Here is an 18,775-nt window from a genome sequence, read left to right as displayed (position 1 = left end):
CTGCGCTTCGAGCTATTGACGGGCTACGGAAAAGCCCGCTATATTCGCGCGCTCTGTTGGTGATGTAGCTCAGACGGTTAGAGCGATGGATTCATAACCCATAGGTCGGCGGTTCGATTCCGCCCATCACCACCACCCCGATTCATGCAAAAGGCCAGCTCCACGGAGTTGGCCTTTTGCATTTCTGCGCCCCCGCCTCACCAACACGCAGCGCGGCGCCAGTCCATCGCCGGGCTTGACGAACGCCACCGCTTTGGGGCTGCATTGCGGAACAGCCAACCCGGCCCGAGGTCGGACAGGGCAAGCGGCGACTGCACCGATCGGTCCGCCAGCCCTTCGCTGTCAATCCAACCGCCAGAGAAGCTGCCCATGATCGACCAGGTCGCCGAAAAAATCGCCCGACGCGTCATTCTCGGTTTTCTGCTCGGCGGATTGCTGGTGCTCAGCTATGCGGTGCTGCAGCCTTTCATCGTCCCCGTCGCATGGGCGGTGATCATCGCCTACGCGACCTGGCCACTCTACCGTCGCCTTCGACAGCAGCTGTCGCGCTACCCGACGCTGGCCGGGTTGCTCATGACGCTGCTGTTGACGGCCGCCTTCGTGCTGCCTGCGCTGTGGCTGGCGACGCTGCTGCGCAGCGAGATCGGGGTGGCGATCTCGGTCGTCACCACGGAGCTGCGCCAGGGCACGCTCGCGCTGCCCGACTTCATCCGCAACCTGCCCTGGATCGGCGACGACCTGCAGCGCATGCTCGACGAACTGACCGGCGACCCCGAGACCTTCCGCGCGCAGATGAACGAGTGGGTCAGGCAAGGCGCCGACCTGGCCGTCGCGCTGATCGGCGACGTCGGCCGCAACGCCGCCAAGCTCGGCTTCGCACTGATCACCGTGTTCTTCCTCTACCGCGACGGCGAACGGGTGCTGCGGCAGGTGCATAGCGTGCTGCACCGCTTTCTCGGCGAACGGGTCGACGACTACCTCGCGGCCGTCGGCTCGATGACCAAGGCCGTGGTCTGGGGTCTGGTGGCGACGGCACTCGCGCAGGGCTTCGTCGCCGGACTGGGTTATTGGTGGGCGGGGGTGACCGCGCCGGTGCTGCTCGGCGCCCTCACCGCCCTGATCGCGATGATTCCCTTCGGCACGCCGTTCGCCTGGGGCACGATCGGCGTATGGCTGCTGGTCAGCGGCGATACGGCCGAGGGCATTGGCCTGCTGCTGTGGGGCGCGCTGGTGGTGAGCTGGGTGGACAACCTGGTGCGTCCGCTGGTGATCAGCAACGCCACCCGCATTCCCTTCCTGCTGGTAATGTTCGGCGTGCTCGGCGGCCTGGCGGCCTTCGGCCTGGTCGGCCTGTTCCTCGGACCCGTGGTGCTGGCCGTGCTGATGGCGGTGTGGCGCGAGTGGATAGAGGAGTCGGACCTGAAGCCGCCCGCCACACCCCATGTCAACGCAGGCGCAGGATCCGCAGCGCCCCCGCCAGCACCACCGCAGCAATCGCCACACCGATGATCCAGTCCGGCCACGGACTGCCGATCCAGCCGACCAGTACGCCGGCGGCGATCACCCCCAGGTTGGCGATCACGTCGTTGGCCGAGAAGATGTAGCTCGCCTTCATATGCACACCGCCGTCGCGATGGCGCGAGATCAGCCACAGGCAGACAACATTGGCTGCCAGCGCCAGAACCGCGATGCTCACCATGCCCAGCGGCTCGGGCGCGGCCCCCGTGAGCATGCGACGCGCCGTCTCGCCGAGTGCAACCAGCGCCAGCAGAAGTTGCAGAACGCCCGCGAGGCGCGCCGCCCCCAGCTTGTGCCGCGCCGAGCAACCCACCGCATAGAGCGCGACGCCGTACACCGCGGCATCGGCGAACATGTCCATGGCGTCGGCCACCAGCCCCGCCGAACGCGCCCACAACCCGGCACCGAGCTCCACCACGAACATCATGGCGTTGATCGCCAGCAGGACCCACAGCACGCGCGCCTCGTCGGCATCGTTTGCGAGCGGCGCCGCTGGCACCTCTGCCGACTGCAGCGCATCGGACTGCGCCAGCACGGCGCCATACCCCAGCGGCAGCAACCGCGAGAGGATGGCCTCGGCTTCGCCGCCATGATCCACCGTCAATGTCCGCCCTGGCAGGTCGAAGCGCAGCGCGCTCACCGGGGCATCTGCCAGGCGCAGACGGATCATCTGCTCCTCGGAGGGGCAATCCATCCCGGGGATGCGAAAGACACTGCGGCGCCAGCTTCCCTTCGCGGCGGCGGCCTCCGTTCCGAGCGCTGCGGCCACATCGGCCGCCAAGGCTTGGTCCAGTTCGACGTGGCGTTTCAGGGTCTTGGCGGTGCTGCAATGGCAGCCTCCGGAGCAGGCGGGCTTGATCGGCATCACATTCGCAGAGGATTGATCGTCAATCCGCCATTCTCCGCCCTCGGGCGCCCGATGCGAACCGCCGGCCGCATTCGGCCGCGGCCCCCAAAACCAGTTACCCTTCGGCCTCGTGTCCGAATCCGGTATCCGATCGCATGAAGCCCGCCCGACACCCCACCGCCCTGCGCACCCAGCAGCGCCTTGCCGACGCCGGCCTCGACAGCCGCGTGGTCGAATTTGAACAGCCCACCCGCACCAGCGCCGAGGCAGCCGCAGCCATCGGCTGCGAAGTCGCGGAGATCGCCAAGTCCATCGTGTTCCGCGGCGAGGACAGCGGACAGGCCGTCGTCGTGGTCGCCAGCGGCGACAACCGGGTCAGCGAGGCCAAGGTCGCCGCGCTGGTCGGCGAAGCACTGGGCCGCGCCGACGCGGATTTCGTCCGCACGGCCACCGGCTACGCCATCGGCGGCGTCGCCCCGATCGGCCATGTGCAGCCGGTGAAGCTGCTGCTGGACACGGACCTCCAGCGCTTCGACCGGTTGTGGGCGGCCGCCGGTACCCCGTTCTCGGTCTTCCCGCTCTCCCCCGCGCAGCTGCAGGCCTTGACCGGCGCCACGTGGAGCGACATCAGGCAATGAGCGCGCGCGCCCGCCCCCTCAGCGACGAAAAACCAGGCTGAAGTTGTTCGCAGGCATGTCGATCACCTCATCGAGCCGGAAGCCGCAGCGCTGCGCCTCGGCCTCAACCGCTTCCAGGTCGCGCACGGCAAAGCGCGGATCGACGCTGCGCAGCCAGTCGTCGAAGTCGGCGTTACTCGGCGCGGTGTGGGCGCCGCCGCGACGGTAGGGGCCGTAGCACACCACGACGCCGCCTGCAGGCAGGACCGCGGCCGCGCCGGCAAACAGCGCGGGCGTGCTTTGCCACGGCGAGTAGTGCAGCACGTTGATCGCCACGATGGCGTCTGCGGCGTCGACCGGCCAGGGGCTGGCGGCAAGGTCGAAGCACAGCGGCGGCAGCACATTGGCCAACGCGCTGTGCGCCGCCCAGTCCGCGATCGATCCCATCGCCGCGGGGTCGGCATCGCTCGGCTGCCAGCGCAGCGCGGGCAGGTGGCGGGCAAAGTGCATCGCATGCTCGCCAGTGCCGCTACCGAGTTCCAGCACCAGGCCCGCGTCCGGCAGCACGCGCTGCAGCACGGCGAGGATGGGGTCACGGTTGCGCGCGGCTGAGGGCGAGAACTGGCGGCGGTCGAGGGGCGACATGGGCGCGGGGGCATGCGGGAAATGGCCCCGATTATGGCTTGCTCCGCCTCATCAAGGCCATCTCCACCGGATACCACCGCCTGCCTGTGCACAAACTGCCCTGCACCTCGTACTCTCAGAGCGCCGCCACCGGGCGCAAGCCGCCTCTGCCCGCGTACGACGAACTCGGGGAAGTGCAGGCCAACGCTGAGATAATGACGCACCCTCTTCACCGCCCCGCCCCACCATGAGCGCACCCGCAAAACCCCTCGCCGGCCTCAAGGTCATCGAGCTCGGCACGCTGATCGCCGGCCCCTTCGCTGCCCGCATCCTCGCCGAGTTCGGCGCCGAAGTGATCAAGATCGAATCGCCCGACGGCGGCGACCCGCTGCGCAAGTGGCGCAAGCTCTACGAGGGCACCTCGCTGTGGTGGTACCTGCAGTCGCGCAACAAGCAGTCGGTGACGGTGAACCTCAAGCATCCGGACGGGCTCGAGGTGGTGCGCCGGCTGGTGGCCGAGGCCGACATCGTGGTCGAGAACTTCCGCCCCGGCGTGCTGGAAAAGCTCGGCCTGGGCTGGGACGCGCTGTCGGCGATCAACCCGGGGCTGGTGATGCTGCGCCTGTCGGGCTTCGGCCAGAGCGGGCCGATGGCGCAGCAGCCGGGCTTCGGTGCCATCGGCGAATCCATGGGCGGGCTGCGCTACGTCACCGGCTTCCCCGACCGGCCGCCGGTGAAGACCGGCATCTCCATCGGTGATTCGATCGCCGCGCTGTGGGGTGCGCTCGGCGCGCTGATGGCGCTGCGTCACAAGGAAGTGAATGGCGGCGCGGGCCAGGTGGTCGATGTCGCGCTGTACGAGGCGGTGTTCGCGATGATGGAGTCGCTGGTGCCGGAGTTCGACGTGTTCGGCTTCGTGCGCGAGCGCACCGGCAACATCATGCCCGGCATCACGCCGTCGAACACCCACACCACGAAGGACGGCAAGCACGTCACCATCGGCGCCAACGGCGACGCCATCTTCCGCCGCCTGATGCTGGCGATGGACCGCCCCGACCTCGCCGACGATCCGGCGCTGGCCGACAACGCCGGCCGCGACGCCCGGCGCGACGAACTCTACGCGCTGATCGACGCCTGGGTCGCCGCCCACGACGAGGCTGCGGTGCTGGCCGCACTCACCGCCGCCGAGGTTCCGGCCTCGCGCATCTACTCGGTGGCCGACATGTTCGCCGACCCGCAGTTCCTCGCACGCGAGATGCTGCAGACCGTGAAGCTGCCCAATGGCCGCGACTGCCGCATGCCGGGCGTCGTGCCCAAGCTGTCGGCGACGCCGGGCGGCACCGAGTGGATCGGCCCGGCGCTGGGCGAGCACACCGACCGCGTGCTCGCCGCGCTGGGCTACGACGCCGGGCGCATCGCCGCGCTGCGCGCCGCCGGCGCCATCTGAGCCATGGCCCGGCAGCGACCGCTACCGGGCCGTTTCACTGCCGACGCGCCCCTCAGTCCGTCGCCTCGCTGGCGTAACGCACACGCAGCTCGCGCTTCAGCAGCTTGCCCGAGGCGTTGCGCGGCATGTCCTCGACGAAGAACACGCGCTTGGGCACCTTGAACGCCGCGAGGTGGGCATGCACGTGCGCGATCAGGTCCTCGGCCGTGGCCTGCGCGCCCTGCTTGAGCGCGACCACCGCCGTCACCGCCTCGATCCAGCGCTCGTCGGGCAGGCCGATCACCGCCACCTCCGCCACCGCGGGGTGGGTGTAGAGGCATTCCTCCACCTCGCGGCTCGCCACCACCACGCCGCCGGTCTTGATGATGTCCTTGATGCGGTCGGTGATGTAGAGATAGCCGGCCTCGTCCATGTAGCCGACGTCGCCGGAACGGAACCAGCCGTCCTTGAAGCTGGCCGCGGTTTCCTCGGGCTTGTCCCAGTAGCCGCTCATCAGCTGCGGCGAGCGATGCACGATCTCGCCCATCTCGCCCGCCGGCACGTCGTTCAGGTCGGTGTCGACGATGCGCGTCTCGACGTTGAAGATCGGCCGTCCGGCGGAGGCGGGGCGATCCGCATGCTCCTCGGGGCGCAGCACCGTCGCCAGCGGCGCGATCTCGCTCTGGCCGTAGCAGTTGTAGAGCTTGAGTGCCGGCAGCTTCGATGCCAGTTCGTGCACGACCGGCACCGGCATGATCGAGGCGCCGTAGTAGCCTTTCTGCATCGAGGTCAGGCGCGCCGGGTCGAAGGCCGGATGGCGCAGGAAGGCGATCCACACCGTCGGCGGCGCAAAGAAGGACGTCACGCCTTCCTGCGCGATCAGTTCGAAGCAGCGCTCGGGCTGCGGTGCCTGGATCAGCAGCGTGGTGGCGCCCACCAGCAGCTGCGGCATCAGGAACACGTGCATCTGCGCCGAGTGGTAGAGCGGCAGCGCGGCCAGCGAGCAGTCCTCGCCGCGGATGTCGGTGGCCAGCAGCGTGCTGGTGTATTCGGCCAGCAGGGCGCGATGGCTCATCATCGCACCCTTGGGCGCGGCGGTGGTGCCGGAGGTGTAGAGCAGCTGGGCGATGCTTTCCTCGTCGAGGTCGAGTGCCGGCGCAGCATCGCTGCCACCCGCCTGGGCCCAGGCGAGGATGTCGCGATCCTGCCCGCCATGCAGCGTGCCGTGCCACTCGCAAGGCAGTGTGGAGCCCAGCGCCTCGACATGGATCGCCATGTCGGCGTCGCAGAACAGCGCCCGCGCGCCGGACTGCTCGACGATGTAGCGCAGCTCGGCATCGAGCAGCGCATAGTTGATCGGCACGTGGATCAGGCCGGCCTTGACGCAGCCCAGCCACAGCAGCACGTAGGCGTCCGAGTTGCGGCCATAGGCGGCGACGCGGTCGCCGGCCTTCAGGCCCAGCGCCAGCAGCCGGTTGGCGACGCGGTTCGCGGCGCGCTCGAGCTGGGCGTAGCGCCAGCTGCGGCCCTCGAAGCGCAGGGCCTCGCGTTCGGGATTGCGGCGCACCGAGCGCGCGAAGGCGTCGCCGATCAGGTTGCGCCCGGCACGGCGCACATCGGCGGGCGTGGCTGTCAGGAGTGCTGCGGTCATGCTCATGTCCTCATTCAGTGCTTGCGGGGCGCCCGCAGGCGCCCCCATCGTACGCGGGCAAGTCGCCTTACTTGGCTGCCATGCGGATCGCGCCGTCCAGGCGGATGACCTCGCCGTTGAGCATCGGGTTCTCGCAGATCGACTTCACCAGCTGCGCGTACTCGCTGGAACGGCCCAGGCGCGAGGGGAAAGGCACCATCTGGCCGAGCGAATCCTGCACCTGCTGCGGCAGGCCGCGCAGCATCGGCGTCTCGAAGATGCCGGGCGCGATGCTCATGACGCGGATGCCGTAGCGCGCCAGCTCGCGCGCGATCGGCAGCGTCATGCCGACCACGCCGGCCTTGGACGCCGAGTAGGCCGCCTGGCCGATCTGACCGTCGAAGGCGGCGACCGAGGCGGTGGTGACGATCACGCCGCGCTCGCCCTCCTCGTTCGGCGCGGCCTTGCTCATGGCGTCGGCCGCGAGGCGGATCGGGTTGAAGGTGCCGACGAGGTTGATCGTCACCCCGCGCATGAAACTGTCGAGGCGGTGCGGGCCTTCCTTGCCCACCACCTTTTCGCCCGGCGCCACGCCGGCGCAGCACACCAGGCCGTGCAGACCGCCGAAGCCCTTCACCGCGGCATCGACCGCTGCCTGCGTCGACACCTCGTCGGTGACGTCAGTGCGCACGAAGCAGGCCGCCGCGCCCAGTTCGGCCGCCAGCGCCTTGCCCGCCTCTTCGTTGAGGTCGGCGATCACCACCTTGCCGCCGCCGCCCACCACCATGCGCGCGGTAGCCGCGCCCAGGCCCGAGGCGCCGCCGGTGACGAGAAATACCGAGTTTGCGATCTTCATTGCGTGTGCTCCTTGTGTCTCAGATGCGTTCGATGATGGTGGCGGTGGCCATGCCGTGGCCGATGCACATGACCTGCAGGCCGAAGCGGCCGTCGCGCTGCTCCAGGCCGGCGAGCATCTTGGCCATCAGGCCGGCGCCGGTGCCGCCCAGCGGGTGGCCGTGTGCGATCGCGCCGCCCCAGGGGTTGAAGCGGTCCATGTCGGGCGCGAACTCGCGCACAAAGCACAGCGCCACGCTGGCGAAGGCCTCGTTGACCTCGATCCAGTCCATGTCGCGGATCGACAGCCCGGCCATCTCCAGCGCGCGGCGCGCCGCCGGGATCACCCCGGTGAGCTGCATCACCGGATCGGAGCCGACCGCGACGCGGGCGCGGAAGCGCGCGCGCGGCCGGATGCCCAGCGCTTCGGCGGCCTCACGCCGACCGACCAGCACCGCGGCCGCGCCGTCGGACATCTGGCTGGCGTTGGCCGCGGTAACACCGCCCTCGCCCGGCTGGCGGAACACCGGCTGCATCGCGCGCATGCGCTCGACGTCGATCACCGCGCGGATGCCTTCGTCGTGCGCCAGCGTGATCGCGCCGCCTTCCTTGTCCACACCCGTCACCGGCAGGATCTCGGCGTGCAGGCCGGCCGCGCGTGCGGCCTCGGCACGGCGGTGGCTCTCGATCGCGTAGTCGTCCATCTCGGCACGCGAGATCTGCCACTGGTCGGCGATGCGTTCGGCACTCTCCACCTGGTGCGGGATGGCGAAGCGCTCGAGGATCTTCGGATGCAGATTGTCGAAGCCGCGGAAGTCGCCCTGCCCCAGGGTCAGGTCGAGGAACATCGGCACCCTGCTCATGCTCTCGACGCCGCAGCCGATGGCGAAGTCGAGATCGCCCGCAGCCACCGCCTGCGACGCGGCATGGGTGGCGAACTGGCTGGAGCCGCACATGCGGTTCATCGACACGCCCGGCACCTCGGCCGGCAGCCCGGCGACCAGCAGCGCCTGGCGGGCGATGTTGGCGCCCTGCTCGCCGGCCTGGCTGACGCAACCGGCCAGCACGTCGCCGACCTTTTCGGCCGGCAGTCCGGTGCGCGCCAGCACGCCGCCGATGGCGGTGGCGAGCAGCTCGTCCGGACGGGTCTCGCGCAGCGCGCCGCCGCGGCGGCCGAAGGGGGTACGGACGGCGCCCAGGATCAGCGCTTCGTTCGGATTGGAGGGGGTGCTTGGGGTCATTGCTGGGTCCTCAGGTTCAGGCCCGCTGCAGTTCGCGGGCGATGATGTTGCGCTGGATCTCGCTGGTGCCTTCGTAGATCTGCAGCACCTTGGCGTCGCGGAAGAGCTTTTCCACCGGGTATTCGGTCGAGTAGCCCATGCCGCCGAAAATCTGCACGGCCTCGGTCGCCGCCCACATCGCGGCATCGGCGGCGAAGGCCTTGGCGATGGAGGCCTCGATGGTGTTCGGCTTGCCCTGGTCGAGCAGCCAGGCCGACTGGTAGGTGAGCAGGCGCGCGGCCTCGAGCTTCATGCGCATCTCGGCCAGCTTGTGCGCCACCGCCTGGTGGTCGATCAGGCGCTTGCCCATGCTGTTGCGCTGGGTGGCGTAGGCCAGCGATTCGTCGAGGCAGCGTTCGATCAGGCCGACGCCGAAGGCCGCCACCATCGGCCGCGAGTGGTCGAAGACCGCCATCGCCAGCGCGAAGCCGCTGCCCTCCTCGCCCAGGCGATGGTCCTCGGGCACGAACACCTGGTCGAGGAAGACCTCGCAGGTGGGCGCACAGCGCTGGCCGAGCTTGCCCAGGGGCTCGCCGATCGCCACGCCCCTGCTGCCGCGCGGCACGATGAAGGCGGTCATGCCGCGGTGACCGGCGTCGGGCGCGGTCTTGGCGAAGACGACCAGGAACTCGGCAAGGTTGGCGTTGGAGATCCAGATCTTGCTGCCAGTCAGGCGGTAGCCGCCATCCACCCGCTCGGCGCGGGTGCGGATGCCGGCGACGTCGGAGCCGGCGCCCGGCTCGGTCATCGCGAAGCTCGCCAGCGCGCCATTGGCCGCGGGGCGCAGGTAGCGCTCGCGCTGCATGTCGCTGCCGGCGATCACGATCGGCTCGGTGGCCAGCGCATTCACGCACAGCGCGGTGCCGATGCCCAGGCAGCCGCGGCAGAAGGCCTCGGTGACGAGCACCAGCTCGAGGCAGCCGAGGCCACCGCCGCCCACGGCCTCCGGCAGGTTGATGCCGAGCAGGCCGAGTTCCTGCGCGCGCTGGTGCACCTCGAAGGGAAAGGCCTTGGCGACGTCGGCCTCGGCCGCGCGCGGCGAGATCTCGCGCTCGGCAAAGCGGCGTGCCAGATCGCGGATCTCGCGCTGCTCCGCGTTCAACTGGAAGTCCATGATGTCTCCTTGCAAGACCGTCGTCCGCGAACGACGGGCGAAACGATGCCCGGCATGCCTGAGCACGCCGAAAAGCTGCTGGGGTAAAAGAGGTCCGCGACGGGCGCGGCGGGTGGCCCTGGCCGGGAATCCTCAGCCGGAGGTCTTCATCCGGATGCGTGGCCGAAGCGTGCCGGTCGACGCTCGCAGAAGGCGCGCACGCCCTCGGCGAAGTCCGGCGTCGCCGACATGGCGAGGAAGCTCGCCTTCTCGGCGGCGAGCGCCGTCTCCAGGTCGGCGTCGAGGCCTGCTCGCAGCAGACGCTTGATGCCGGCCTGGGCCGCCGCCGGCCCCTCGGCCAGCCGGCGCGCCAGCGCCAGTCCGGCCTCGGCGAGTTGCGCGGCCGGCACCACCTCGGCCACCAGGCCGATGTCCTTCGCCTGCGCGGCGTCGATCTGCGGGTTGAGCAGCGCGATCGCCAGCGCCCGCTGCAGGCCGACGCGGCGCGACAGATGCCAGCTCGCACCGCCGTCGGGCGTGGTGCCGATGGCGCTGTAGGCGAGCACGAAGCGCGCATCGTCGGCCGCGACCAGCAGGTCGCAGGCCATCGCCAGCGACATGCCGAAACCCGCCGCGGAGCCGCCCACCAGGCCCACCACCGGGCAGGGCAACCGCGTCAGGCCGGCGACAGCCTCATGCACGGCATCGATCAGCTGGCCGATTTCCTCGGTGCAGTCCGCCTGCGACTGACCGAGCAGGATGTCGAAGCGGCGCACGTCGCCGCCGACCATGAAGTGCGCGCCGCTGCTCCGCAGCACGACCACCCGCGGCGGCGCGGCCGCCAGCGACCTGACGGCGTCGCGCAGGGCAAGGCCCATCGACAGGTCCAGGCTGTTGCGCGAGGCCGGGCGATCGAGCGTGATGAAGGCGATGCCCCCGTCGCGCTCGAGGCGGACGCTGGCGACTTGCGAATGTTCAGGCATGGGCGGCCTCTCCCCGGTACATGGCTTCGATCACGTCGGCATAGGTCTTGTAGATGCTGGAACGGCGCACCTTCATCGTCGCCGTCACCTCGCCGTCGTCGTGGTCCAGCTCCTTGGTCAGCAGGTGGAAGCGGCGGATGTGCGAGACCTGCGCGAGCTGGGCATTGCCGCGTGCGATCTCGGCGTCGATCAGGGCGCGCACCTCCGGGTGCTCGACCAGCGAGCGGAAGTGGGTGAAGAGGATCTGCCGGCCCTCGGCCCACTTCGCCACCGTCTCGTAGTCGATCTGGATCAGCGCGGAGACGAACTTGCGCCCGTCGGCGACGACGATGCACTCCTTGATGTAGGGGCTGGCCTTCATCGTCTTCTCGATCTCGGACGGCGTCAGGTTCTTGCCGCCGGCGGTGATCATGATGTCCTTCAGGCGATCGACGATGTAGAGCTGACCGTCGCGCGCCTCGACCACGTCGCCGGTGTGCAGCCAGCCGTCGCGGATGCTGTCGGCGGTCGCCTCCGGGTTCTTGTAATAACCGGCGAACACCATCTCGCCCCGGATCAGCAGCTCGCCGCGCTCGCCGATCCGGTGCTCGACTCCGAGGATGGGCGTGCCGACCGAGCCGAAGCGGGCGGCATCGAGCGGCTGGCCGGTGATCATGCCGGTCGACTCGGTCAGGCCATAGACCTCCACCAGCGGCACGCCCAGCGTGCGGAAGAACTGCACCACCGCGGGCGGGATCGGCGCGGCGCCGGTCAGCGCCACCTTCGCCCGGCGCAGGCCGATGAAGTTCTGCAGCGCGCGCAGGATGATCCAGTACCAGACGGCGTAGGTGAGACGCTCGCCCGCCGTGCGCTGCGCGGCCGCCTTGTGCGCGAAGGGCGCGCAGGCCGCCATTGCGCGGTCGAACAGCCAGCGCTGCAGCGGACCGCTCTCCTGCATCTTGATGCTGATCGCCGAGTGCAGCTTTTCCCAGATGCGGGGCACGCCCAGGAACATGGTCGGCGCGATCTCGCGCAGGTCTTCCTGTACGGTGCGGATCGACTCGCCGAAGGCCACCGTGGAGCCCAGGTAGATCGGGCAGAAGGTGGTCAGCATCTGCTCGGCGACGTGGCACAGCGGCAGGTAGGACAGGTGGCTGGTGTCCGCCGACAGGCCGAGGCGATCGGCGATGCCGGGCGCCACGCCGCGGATGTTGGCGTAACTGATCATCGCGCCCTTGGGTTTGCCGGTGGAGCCCGAGGTGTAGATCATCAGCGCGATGTCCTCGAGCCGCTGCGCCGCCAGCGTCTCCTCGACCAGATGGCGATGGGTGGCCTCGTACTCGACGCCGAGCGTCTCCAGGTCGGCGAAGGACAGGATGCGGTCGCGCACACGCTCGTCGGCGTTGCGCAGCCCCTTGGTCTCCATCACCACGATGGCGCGCAGGTGTGGCAGCTGGTCGAGCGCCTCGACCACCTTGTCGGTCTGCTCCTGGTCCTCGCATACCACCACCTCGACGTCGGCGTGGTTGAGCACGTAAGCCACCTCGGGCGCCGGGCTGGTCGGATAGACGCCGACCGCAATGCCACCCACCAGCCCGCAGCCCATCTGCGTCAGCACCCATTCGATGCGGTTCTCGGCGAGCACGCCGACGTGGCCGCCGGCGGACAGGCCGAGCGCACGCAGCCCCAGGCCGACGTGACTCGAACGGCGGTAATAGTCGTCCCAGGTGATGCCCTGCCAGATGCCGAAATCCTTCTGGCGGATGGCGATGCGCCCGGGGTGTTGCTTCGCCTGCTCGCGCAGCATCTGCGGCAGGGTCAGCCGGGGAAGCGGATTGACTTCGGGATTCTTGCTCATGGCCATCCTCTCGCTCACGACAGCCAGCGCTTGCGGCGCTTGTAGTGCTTGATGTCGCGGAAGCTCTTCATCTCGCCGTGCCCGCCCATGCCCAGGTAGAACTCGCGCACGTCCTGGTCGGCGGCCAGGCGTTCGGCCGGGCCGTCGGTGACGACCTTGCCGTTCTCCATGATGTAGCCGTAGTGCGCCACCGCCAGCGCCACCGAGGCGTTCTGCTCGACCAGCAGCATCGACACCTTCTGTTCGGCGTTGATGCGGGCGATGATCTGGAAGATGTTCTCCACCAGCAGCGGCGCCAGGCCCAGCGAAGGTTCGTCGAGCAGGATCAGCTTGGGCCGCGCGATCAGCGCGCGGCCGATCGCCAGCATCTGCTGCTCGCCGCCCGACAGGTAGCCTGCCAGGCCGTTGCGGCGCTCGTACAGGCGCGGGAAGTACTCGTAGACGAGCTCGTAATCGGCCTTCGCGCCGCTGCGCCCGGTGAGCGCATAGGTCGCGGAGACGAGGTTTTCCTCCACTGTCAGGTCCTCGAACACGCGGCGCCCTTCCATCACGTGGAAGAGCCCCGCGCGCACCAGTTCGTGCGGCTTCGAACCCGCCAGCGGCTCGCCTTCGAAGCGGATCTCGCCGCGCGTCAGCTCGCCGTTCTCCAGCCCCAGCAGGCCGGACACGGTCTTGAGCGTGGTGCTCTTGCCCGCGCCGTTGGAGCCGAGCAGCGCAACGATCTGCCCGCGCGGCACCGACAGCGACAGGCCGCGCAGCACCTGCACCGCCTTGTTGTAGATCACCTCGATGTTGTTCACCTCGAGGACGGATTCGGCCGCACTCATCGCTTACTCCAGCACGATCCAGTCGGAGGCCGGCACCATGCGCTTGGCCTTGGTGTCGGCGCGATAGATGCGGCCGACCGGGATGGTGTTGCCGCGGATCGTGATGGGCACGCCGATCAGGCCACCGGTGTCGAAGTTCTCGATCGAGTTCAGCGCCACCTTGAAGTTGGCCGCGGTCATCTCCTTGCCGGCGGCGATCGTGCGGCGGGCGGATTCGGCGTAGAGCATGGCGGACAGGAAGCCCTGGATGTAGGGCACGTTCTGGTACTCCGCTCGCATCGCGCGGATCTTGTCCAGCATCGGCGCCGGCGTGGCCGTGTCGTAGTAGTAGTTGTAGGGCATCACGCCCATGAAGCCCTCGGCCACGTCGCCCATCTGCATCACGGTGCTGTTGTCCATGGTCCAGAAGGTGCCCATGAACTTGGTGTCCAGCCCGAGCTGGCGTGCCTGGCCGATGAACTCGGGGATCGGCCCCAGGATGTAGCCGTGGAAGATGGTGAAGTCGGGCCGCGCGCGGCGCAGCTTGGCGATCTCGGTCGACACGTCGACCGCACCCGGCGGGGTCATGATCTCGATGGCGACGTTGAGGCCCAGTTCCTTGGCGACGCCGCGGCTGGTCTCGATCGGGTCGCGGCCGAACTCGGTGTCGGAGAAGACGAAGGCCACCTTGGCGCCCGGCTTTTCCTTTGCGATGTAGCGCAGCAGGATGCCGAACTGCTGGGTGTAGTCGGGGCCGGCGATGAACTGGTAGGGGTACTTCTTCGGGTCGTTGAGCTCGGTGGCGAAGGACGCGCCCGACATGATCATGCTGCCGGCGCGGTCGAGCTCGGGGTTGATGGTCTTGCTGAAGGCGGTGGAGTCGCCGTAGTAGAAGTTCACCTTGTTCTGGCTGGTGATCTTCTTGAATGCGGCCACCGACTGGTCGACCTTGTAGGCGCTGTCCTCGGGCACGTAGCGCAGCTTGTGGCCCTCGATGCCGCCGGCGTCGTTGACCATCTTCACGTAATCCTGGATGCCGGCGTGGATGCCGATGCCAGCAAAGGCGAACACGCCGCTCATCGGGATCGAGCCGCCGATGACGATTTCCTTGTCCGCAGCCTGGACAGCCGGCAAGCCTGCGGTGGCGGCCAGGACCGCGGTGGCCAGCAGGCTCTTGAGTACGGTTCTTCTCATGCTTGTCTCCTTCTCTTTATATGTGGTGATGCAGTGAGGCGAGGAAAACTCAGGCCCGGAACGGCCAGAGGTGGAAGAAGCGGCGGATGCGGCGCCAGATTTCCTGCAGGCCGAGCGGCTCGAACACCAGGAAGCCGACGATCAGCGCGCCGAACACGATGGTGCGCACCGGCGACAGGATCAGCGTGGCGTCGGCCGACAGCGGCAGCCAGCCGACGATGAGCTTGAGGGCCTCGGGCACCATGGTCATGAAGACCGCGCCGAGGATGGCGCCGAGGATGGTGCCCATGCCGCCGACGATGACCGCGGCGAGGAAGAAGATCGACATGATCAGCGGGAAGCTCTCCGGCGTGACCACGCGGAAGAAGTAGGCCCACATGCCGCCCGCCACGCCGGCATAGAAGGACGACAGGCCGAAGGACAGCAGCTTGTAGCGCAGCAGCGGGATGCCCAGCACCTCGGCCGAGATGTCGCGGTCGCGGATCGCGATGAAGGCGCGGCCGATACGGGTGCGGAACAGGTTGGCCGCGCCCAGCACCATCAGGATGGTGATCGGCACGAACAGCCAGTACAGGCGGAACGAGGTGTCGAAGCTGAGGCCGAGGATCTCCGCCGGCGCCACCGTGATGCCGGCGTGGCCGCCGGTGACCGCATGCCAGTTGGCGAACACGAAGTGCAGCACCACCGACGCGGCGATGGTCGCGATCGCCAGGTACAGCCCCTTCACCCGCAGCGAGGGCAGGCCCACCACCAGTCCGCCGAGCATGGCGACGAAGCCGCCGGCGAGCAGGTTGAGCAGCACCGGCGTGCCGAACTTTAGCTCCAGCGCAGCCACCGTGTAGGCGCCGATGCCCATGAAGGCGGCCTGCCCCAGGCTCACCAGCCCGGTGTAGCCGGTGAGGATGTTGAGTCCGGTGGTGCTGGCGATGTTGATCGCCACCAGGCAGGCGAGGTACAGCCAGTACTCGTCGGCCAGGAAGGGGAAGCCGAGCAGCGCGACGGCGAGGACGGCCAGCCAGGCGTGCTGGGTGCGGCTGTCGAACAGCGACTCGTCGTGGCGGTAGCTGGAGCGTGCGGTTCCGATGCGCATTACAACCTCTCGATTTCGTGGGTGCCGAACAGACCGTAGGGACGGACCAGCAGCACGACGATCAGGATCATGAAGGTGGCCAGCAGCTTGAATTCGCCGCCGAGGAAGCCACCGGCGAGCGACTCGACGACGCCGATGAAGAGGCCGGCGACCAGCGCGCCGAGCACGCTGTCCAGGCCACCGACGATCACCACCACCAGCACCGACAGGCCGAACACCCCCATGGTCGAGGAGATGCCGCCCACCGCGCCGACGATGACGCCGGCGATCGCCGCGATCATTGCCGCCACGGTCCAGGACAGCGAGAACACCTTGGGCACGTTGATGCCCATCGAGTAGGCCGCCTGCTGGTCCGATGCCGTCGCCCGCAGCGCCACGCCACCGCGCCAGAAGCGGAACACCGCCAGGGCCACGCCGATCAACACCGCCGCGACGAGGAAGCCGTAGAACACCTTGGGCGGCACGAAGGCCTCGCCGATCATCACTGGCGCGCTGGGCATGAACTCCGGCAGGCGGCGCGGCTCGGAGGTCCAGATCAGCTCGACCACGCCGACCAGGATGGATGCCAGGCCCACGGTCACCATGAACACCGAGATCGGCGACTCGCCCAGCATCGGCCGGATCGCCACCCGCTCGAGCGTCGCGCCCGCCACCCCGCTGCCGATCACCGCAACCAGGATCGCCAGCCACATCGGCATGTTCATCGCCGTGGCGAGGCCGAAGCACAGGTAGGCGCCGATCATCAGCATCTCGCCGATGGCCAGGTTCACCACCCGCGTGGCCTTGTAGATCATCACGAAAGCGAGGCCAGTCAGTGCGTACAGGCCGCCGGCGCCAAGGCCGGCCAGCACGATCTCGGCCAGGAAAAGCCAGTCGAAGTCCATCTCAGGCCCCCACTGCAAGCGGTTGATGAAGGCGCTGGCGCAACTCCGAGACATCGCCCGAACCCAGGTAGGCCTTGATCACCTCAGGGTTGGCCTGCACCTCGGCCGGCGTTCCGTCGGCGATGACCTGGCCGAAGTTGAGCACCACCACGTGGTCGGACAGGTCCATGACCATGCCCATGTCGTGCTCCACCATCAGCACGGTCACGCCCCACTCCTCGCGCACGTCGAGGATGAAGCGCGCCATGTCCTCGGTCTCCTCGCGGTTCATGCCGGCGACCGGCTCGTCCAGCATCAGCACCTTGGGTCGCATCGCCAGCGCGCGCGCCATCTCCACCCGCTTCTGCAGGCCGTAGGACAGGACCGAGACCGGCATGTGGCGGATGTGGTCGATCTCGAGGAAGTCGATGATGCGTTCCTCGACCTCCTGGCGCAGCTTCATTTCCTCGTGCCGGGCGCGGCCGAAGTAGAACAGCGCGTCGAGCACGTTGGTGCGCAGGTGGGCATGGCGGCCGAGCTTGATGTTGTCGAGCACGGTCATGCCGCGGAACAGCGCGATGTTCTGGAAGCTGCGCGCGAGGCCCAGCCTGGCGCGCTCGGGCGGCCGCGTGGCGGTGATGTCCTCGCCCTGGAAGCGGATACGCCCCGTCGAGGGTTTGTAGAAACCGGAGATCGTGTTGAACAGCGAGGTCTTGCCCGCGCCGTTCGGACCGATGACGGTGGTGATGGACCCCGGAGCGACTTCGAAGCCCACGTCTGTCAGCGCCTTGATACCGCCGAACGACAACGTGAGCCCCTCGACCTCGAGGATCGGACTGGCCTTGCCTGGATGCACCTTGTCTCCTCCTGCCAGCCGCCTCTTCCCGGGCGGCCTGTGCGTGCTGTGCTTTAATTGCCAGCGAACGCGATCCCATCGGGGATCGCGAAGCGCCGGCGCGGGCATTAATCTTTTTTCTGCCGCTATTTGCAGGCCATACTAGGCAGTACGGGCCGAGTTGTGGATGGCAGATCCGGCCGATCGATTGACATTTCCTGCCACATGATCGAGACATCCCGACGATGCACCGCAGCATCGCAACCACCATGACCGAACGCCTGAATGCCCCTGCCGTCACCGTACCGATCCGCATGATCGGCCAGCTCCTCGACCGCCTCGGGGAACACCGGCCGCTGGCGCTCGACTGCGTCGGTCGCGCCGGCATCGCCCCGGCACTGCTTGAACAGGAGTCGGCCCGGGTCACGGTGGAGCAGTTCGCGCTGTTCTACCGCACGCTCGCCATCGAGCTCGACGACGAGACGCCGGGCATGTTCTCGCGCCCCCTGCGCGCAGGCACGCTCAAGTTCCTGTGCCTCGGCATGCTCGATGCCGCCAACCTGCGCGTCGCGCTGCATCGGTTCTGCTGGTTCTTTCGTCTGGTGCTGGACGACCTTCACTACACGATGGACGAAGAGGACGGCCTGACGCGCATCACGCTGGTCGAGCGCGCCGACCTCGGCCGCCACCGCATGCTGATCCTCGAGCTGATGCTGATGCTGGTGCAGGGCATCGCCTCGTGGATGATCGAGCGCAAGCTGCTGTTCGCGCGGGTGGACCTGGGCTACCCCGCCCCGGCGCATGCCGGCGAATACATCAACATGTACGCCGGACCGGCGCGCTTCGATCAGGCGCGGACCGCGCTCTGCATCGAGCCGGCGTTCATGGACGCGCCGATCCGCCAGGACAAGGCCTCGCTGTCGGCCTTCCTGCGCAAGGCGCCGATGGACTGGATCCACGTCTCGGTCAGCGAGCGCCTGTTCACCCACCGCGTGCGCGACCTGCTGGAAGCCGGCCTGGGCCGGCCGCAGACGGTGGAGGACACCGCGCGCGCGCTGCACATCTCGCCACGCACGCTCGCGCGCCGGCTCGACGCCGAGGGCACGCACTTCCAGGCGGTCAAGGACGCCCTGCGGCGCGACGTGGCGATCGCCCGCATCTCGCGCACCGACGAACCGATCGCGAGCATCGGCGCCGACCTCGGTTTCGACGATCCGGCCGCCTTCAACCGCGCCTTCAAACAATGGACCGGCACGCCACCCGGCAGCTACCGGCGGGGACGGCCGGCAAGCTGAAGC

The 18,775-nt window shown here is 68.6% G+C and carries 17 protein-coding genes and 1 tRNA gene; 5 read left to right on the top strand and 13 right to left on the bottom strand.

What is annotated here, in order from left to right:
* Nucleotides 1-58: 58 nt before the first annotated feature.
* Nucleotides 59-135: transfer RNA gene (locus tag AC731_RS17885), tRNA-Met, on the top strand.
* Between the two features lie 234 nt (nt 136-369).
* Nucleotides 370-1,509 (top strand): AI-2E family transporter, encoded by a 1,140-nt coding sequence (locus AC731_RS17880; protein ID WP_048708220.1) that lies wholly within the window; start codon nt 370-372, stop codon nt 1,507-1,509.
* Here AC731_RS17880 and AC731_RS17875 read toward each other — a convergent pair.
* Complete coding sequence (locus AC731_RS17875) at nt 1,445-2,383, bottom strand: cation efflux transmembrane domain-containing protein (RefSeq protein WP_053085849.1); 939 nt, start codon at nt 2,381-2,383, stop codon at nt 1,445-1,447. The genes AC731_RS17880 and AC731_RS17875 overlap by 65 nt on opposite strands.
* A 137-nt stretch (nt 2,384-2,520) precedes the next feature.
* Here AC731_RS17875 and AC731_RS17870 point away from each other — a divergent pair, with 137 nt between their 5' ends.
* Nucleotides 2,521-3,003 carry a YbaK/EbsC family protein gene (locus tag AC731_RS17870; RefSeq protein WP_048708218.1) on the top strand — a complete coding sequence of 161 codons (483 nt, stop codon included), beginning with the start codon at nt 2,521-2,523 and terminating at the stop codon, nt 3,001-3,003.
* An 18-nt stretch (nt 3,004-3,021) separates the two neighbouring features.
* Here AC731_RS17870 and AC731_RS17865 read toward each other — a convergent pair whose 3' ends face one another.
* Nucleotides 3,022-3,627, bottom strand: coding sequence for a DUF938 domain-containing protein (locus AC731_RS17865; RefSeq protein WP_048708215.1), 606 nt, complete (start codon nt 3,625-3,627; stop codon nt 3,022-3,024).
* A gap of 226 nt (nt 3,628-3,853) precedes the next feature.
* On the opposite strand from AC731_RS17865, the gene AC731_RS17860 reads away from it, so the two are divergent.
* Complete coding sequence (locus tag AC731_RS17860) at nt 3,854-5,053, top strand: CaiB/BaiF CoA transferase family protein (RefSeq protein WP_048708214.1); 1,200 nt, start codon at nt 3,854-3,856, stop codon at nt 5,051-5,053.
* Between the two features lie 52 nt (nt 5,054-5,105).
* Here AC731_RS17860 and AC731_RS17855 read toward each other — a convergent pair whose 3' ends face one another.
* The 11 genes from AC731_RS17855 to AC731_RS17805 form a co-directional block, all read right to left on the bottom strand.
* The gene (locus tag AC731_RS17855) at nt 5,106-6,689 is read right to left on the bottom strand and encodes an acyl-CoA synthetase (RefSeq protein WP_004253932.1); all 1,584 of its coding nucleotides are present in this window, start codon (nt 6,687-6,689) and stop codon (nt 5,106-5,108) included.
* A 61-nt stretch (nt 6,690-6,750) separates the two neighbouring features.
* A complete protein-coding gene (locus AC731_RS17850) occupies nt 6,751-7,518 on the bottom strand; it encodes an SDR family NAD(P)-dependent oxidoreductase (RefSeq protein ID WP_048708212.1) in 768 nt (255 codons plus the stop codon).
* A gap of 19 nt (nt 7,519-7,537) precedes the next feature.
* Nucleotides 7,538-8,737: a thiolase family protein gene (locus tag AC731_RS17845; protein ID WP_048708209.1), complete on the bottom strand. Its 1,200-nt coding sequence runs from the start codon at nt 8,735-8,737 to the stop codon at nt 7,538-7,540.
* Between the two features lie 16 nt (nt 8,738-8,753).
* Entirely contained in the window at nt 8,754-9,890 is a 1,137-nt protein-coding gene (locus AC731_RS17840) for an acyl-CoA dehydrogenase family protein (protein WP_048708208.1), read from the bottom strand.
* A 146-nt stretch (nt 9,891-10,036) separates the two neighbouring features.
* Entirely contained in the window at nt 10,037-10,852 is an 816-nt protein-coding gene (locus AC731_RS17835) for an enoyl-CoA hydratase/isomerase family protein (RefSeq protein WP_048708207.1), read from the bottom strand.
* Nucleotides 10,845-12,695 carry an AMP-dependent synthetase/ligase gene (locus tag AC731_RS17830; RefSeq protein ID WP_205626608.1) on the bottom strand — a complete coding sequence of 617 codons (1,851 nt, stop codon included), beginning with the start codon at nt 12,693-12,695 and terminating at the stop codon, nt 10,845-10,847. The genes AC731_RS17835 and AC731_RS17830 overlap by 8 nt, the downstream gene beginning before the upstream one ends.
* 8 nt (nt 12,696-12,703) lie before the next feature.
* The gene (locus AC731_RS17825; RefSeq protein ID WP_048708202.1) at nt 12,704-13,516 is read right to left on the bottom strand and encodes an ABC transporter ATP-binding protein; all 813 of its coding nucleotides are present in this window, start codon (nt 13,514-13,516) and stop codon (nt 12,704-12,706) included.
* A 3-nt stretch (nt 13,517-13,519) separates the two neighbouring features.
* Entirely contained in the window at nt 13,520-14,689 is a 1,170-nt protein-coding gene (locus tag AC731_RS17820) for an ABC transporter substrate-binding protein (protein WP_048708200.1), read from the bottom strand.
* A 49-nt stretch (nt 14,690-14,738) separates the two neighbouring features.
* Nucleotides 14,739-15,779 carry a branched-chain amino acid ABC transporter permease gene (locus tag AC731_RS17815; protein ID WP_048708197.1) on the bottom strand — a complete coding sequence of 347 codons (1,041 nt, stop codon included), beginning with the start codon at nt 15,777-15,779 and terminating at the stop codon, nt 14,739-14,741.
* Nucleotides 15,779-16,663, bottom strand: a complete 885-nt coding sequence (locus tag AC731_RS17810) for a branched-chain amino acid ABC transporter permease (protein WP_048708195.1) — start codon at nt 16,661-16,663, stop codon at nt 15,779-15,781. Before AC731_RS17810 ends, AC731_RS17815 begins: the two co-directional genes overlap by 1 nt.
* A 1-nt stretch (nt 16,664) precedes the next feature.
* Nucleotides 16,665-17,498: an ABC transporter ATP-binding protein gene (locus AC731_RS17805; protein WP_048708193.1), complete on the bottom strand. Its 834-nt coding sequence runs from the start codon at nt 17,496-17,498 to the stop codon at nt 16,665-16,667.
* 248 nt (nt 17,499-17,746) lie between these two features.
* On the opposite strand from AC731_RS17805, the gene AC731_RS17800 reads away from it, so the two are divergent.
* Nucleotides 17,747-18,772 carry an AraC family transcriptional regulator gene (locus tag AC731_RS17800; RefSeq protein ID WP_048710331.1) on the top strand — a complete coding sequence of 342 codons (1,026 nt, stop codon included), beginning with the start codon at nt 17,747-17,749 and terminating at the stop codon, nt 18,770-18,772.
* The last annotated feature ends 3 nt before the right edge of the window (nt 18,773-18,775 follow it).

The organism is Thauera humireducens (assembly GCF_001051995.2).
GTDB classification, from domain to species: Bacteria; Pseudomonadota; Gammaproteobacteria; order Burkholderiales; family Rhodocyclaceae; genus Thauera; species Thauera humireducens.
The sequence above is the reverse complement of the archived record's forward strand: the minus strand, read 5'-3'. Positions and strand labels throughout refer to the sequence as shown.